We start from the raw sequence: 2,360 nt of genomic DNA on the forward strand, positions 1-2,360 counted from the left end.
AGCAGCGGGAAGTTCATGAAGCCCTGTGCCGAGGTCTGGGTGAACTGGGTGCTGGAATTGGCGTGATAGCCGCGTGGCCGTGAATAGAATTCGCCGAACTCGCGGCCTATCGGGTGTGTATCGGCATCGATCTGCAACGGTGCTCCACGCTCGCCCAGCGTCGCCCGCCCACTGGCGAACTCGCTCCAACGCTGCTCGGCCAGAGCCTGCAGCGTCGCCCTGCGTGCGGCTTCGTCCAGACTGCCGGCAAAGCCCTCGGCATGCAGGCGCGAGATGTCGTACAGACTTACGGTGGCCACGGCCTTGATGCGCGGGTCGACCTGCGCGGCGCTGAGGCCGAAGCCACCGGAGCCACAGATGCCGATCACGCCGATGGCATCACGTGCAATGCCAGCCTGGTTGCCAAGAAAGTCGACACCCGCGTGGAAATCCTCGACGAACAGCTCAGGCGACGACAGACGCCGCGGCGAACCGCCGGATTCACCATTGTGCGAGGCATCGAAGGTCAGTGCCACGAAACCGCGCTGGGCCAGCTCGTTGGCGTACACGCCCGGCCCCTGCTCCTTCACCCCGCCATAAGGCGCGCCGATGATCAGCGCCGGCCAGTCGTCACGACTGTGGAAGTCAGCGGGCAGGTAGAGGTCGCCGGCCAGCTCGATGCCGAAGCGATTGCGATAGCTGACCGGCTGGCGACGCACCTGCTCGCTCAACGCGAAAATGTAGTTGCCCATGAGAGGCTCCTGTTTGAGGGGAAGGGAATGACGGCGGCTCAGTCCTTTTTCACCGGGCCGGCGAGGAACTCGGCGTCCGTCACTGGCGCCAGCCAGTCGACCGGCTTGCCATCGAGCGACTCGTTGATCGCGATGTGCTGCATGGCGCTGCTGTCGGTTGCACCGTGCCAGTGGCGGCGGCCGCAGTTGCACCAGATCAGGTCGCCGGGGCGAATCTCGGTCTTCGGCCCACCCTCGCACTGCGTCCAACCCACGCCATCGGTCACCAGCAGCACCTGACCCAGCGGATGGGTATGCCAGTTGGTCCGCGCACCCGGTTCGAAATTGACCACCGCGACGCCAACCCGCGCAGGAGCCGGCGCGTTGAAGATGCGGTCGATGCGCACACGCCCGGTGAACCACTCGGCCGGGCCGACGATAGCCTGGCTCGATCCTGCGCGGTGAACCTGCATGTCGGCACTGGCCAGATCGCTGTCACTCATGTCGGTCACCTCATTCGTTGCTCGAGAGACAAAGGTAGCGACGGCAGATTGATTCGTGTATACGCAAAATAATTAACTCGGTATGAAGCAGTACTTAACAATGTTCACGAGCGGCATGGATGATCTGGTGGTTTTCATCGCGGTGGCACGGGAGCGCAACTTCACCCGCGCCGCCGCCCGCCTCGGCGTCTCGCCTTCGGCAGTCAGCCAGACCATACGCGGCCTGGAGGAGCGCCTTGGGGTGCGCCTGCTGACGCGCACGACCCGCAGCGTCACGCGCACCGAAGCGGGAGAGAAGCTGCTGCTCGAGATCGCGCCGCTGCTCGAGCGCATCGACGCGCACCTGAGCGCCATCTCCGACCTGCGCCAGCACCCGTCCGGTACGGTGCGCATCACCGCCGACGAGTTCGCTGCCCGCCACGTCGTCTGGCCCAAGCTGGCGACGCTGCTGGAGACCTACCCGGACGTGGTGGTGGAGTTGATCACCGACTACGGGCTCACCGACATCGTTGCCGAACGCTTCGATGCCGGCATACGCCTGGGCGGGATCATCGACGCGGACATGATCGCCGTTCCCATCGGTCCCGAGATGCGCATGGTCACCGTGGCCACCCCTGGCTATCTGGCGCGGTACGGTACCCCGCACCGTCCGGAGGAGCTGACCGCGCATCGCTGCATCAACCTGCGCCTGCCCACGCACGGCGGCCTCTACTCCTGGGAGTTCGGCAGCGGCGAGAACGAATTCCGCGTACGTGTCGGCGGCCCGCTGATCATGAACAGCGTGCTGCAGATCCTCGATGCCTGCCTGGCCGGCGTCGGCCTGGCGCAGCTACCGGATACCCAGGTACGGCCCTATCTGGACAGCGGAGCGCTGACCGAAGTACTCGGGGCATGGTCCGACAGCTTCCCCGGCTATCACCTGTACTACCCGAGCCGGCGCCAGCAGACGGCCGCCTTCCGTGTGGTGCTGGATGCACTGCGCGACTGGCAGGCGCCAGGTTGACGAGACGTTCCGCATGCTCGGCAGGCAGGCCGAGCGTGGCGACGGATCGCCTTCTCGCACGCCATTGCCTTAACATGTGGCGGGTCAACCGCCATCGCATCGATGGCCAGGAGTCTCGTCCGTGAGTCGACGCAGTGCTGAACG

General features: G+C 65.5%; 3 protein-coding genes. 1 reads left to right on the forward strand and 2 read right to left on the reverse strand.

The genetic code is table 11. From position 1 onward, the window contains the following. Both J0A65_RS22385 and J0A65_RS22390 read right to left on the reverse strand, forming a co-directional pair. Window positions 1–731: alpha/beta hydrolase (locus tag J0A65_RS22385; RefSeq protein ID WP_206596531.1), on the reverse strand; the 731-nt coding region annotated here is incomplete at its 3' end. Between the two features lie 38 nt (window positions 732–769). Beyond that, complete coding sequence (locus tag J0A65_RS22390; protein ID WP_134676735.1) at window positions 770–1,213, reverse strand: (R)-mandelonitrile lyase; 444 nt, start codon at window positions 1,211–1,213, stop codon at window positions 770–772. A gap of 100 nt (window positions 1,214–1,313) precedes the next feature. Between J0A65_RS22390 and J0A65_RS22395 the strand changes: the two genes are divergently transcribed. After that, on the forward strand, window positions 1,314–2,216 hold the full coding sequence (locus J0A65_RS22395) for a LysR family transcriptional regulator (RefSeq protein ID WP_206596532.1): 903 nt from the start codon (window positions 1,314–1,316) through the stop codon (window positions 2,214–2,216). Window positions 2,217–2,360: the final 144 nt, after the last annotated feature.

The sequence above is a fragment of the Bowmanella yangjiangensis genome, assembly GCF_017255015.1.
Taxonomy (GTDB): domain Bacteria; phylum Pseudomonadota; class Gammaproteobacteria; order Enterobacterales; family Alteromonadaceae; genus Bowmanella; species Bowmanella yangjiangensis.

Coding starts and splice junctions, on each gene's coding strand:
- J0A65_RS22390 (WP_134676735.1), bottom strand. CDS start 1,213: ATGAGTGACAGCGATCTGGCCAGTGCCGACATGCAGGTTCACCGCGCA.
- J0A65_RS22395 (WP_206596532.1), top strand. CDS start 1,314: ATGTTCACGAGCGGCATGGATGATCTGGTGGTTTTCATCGCGGTGGCA.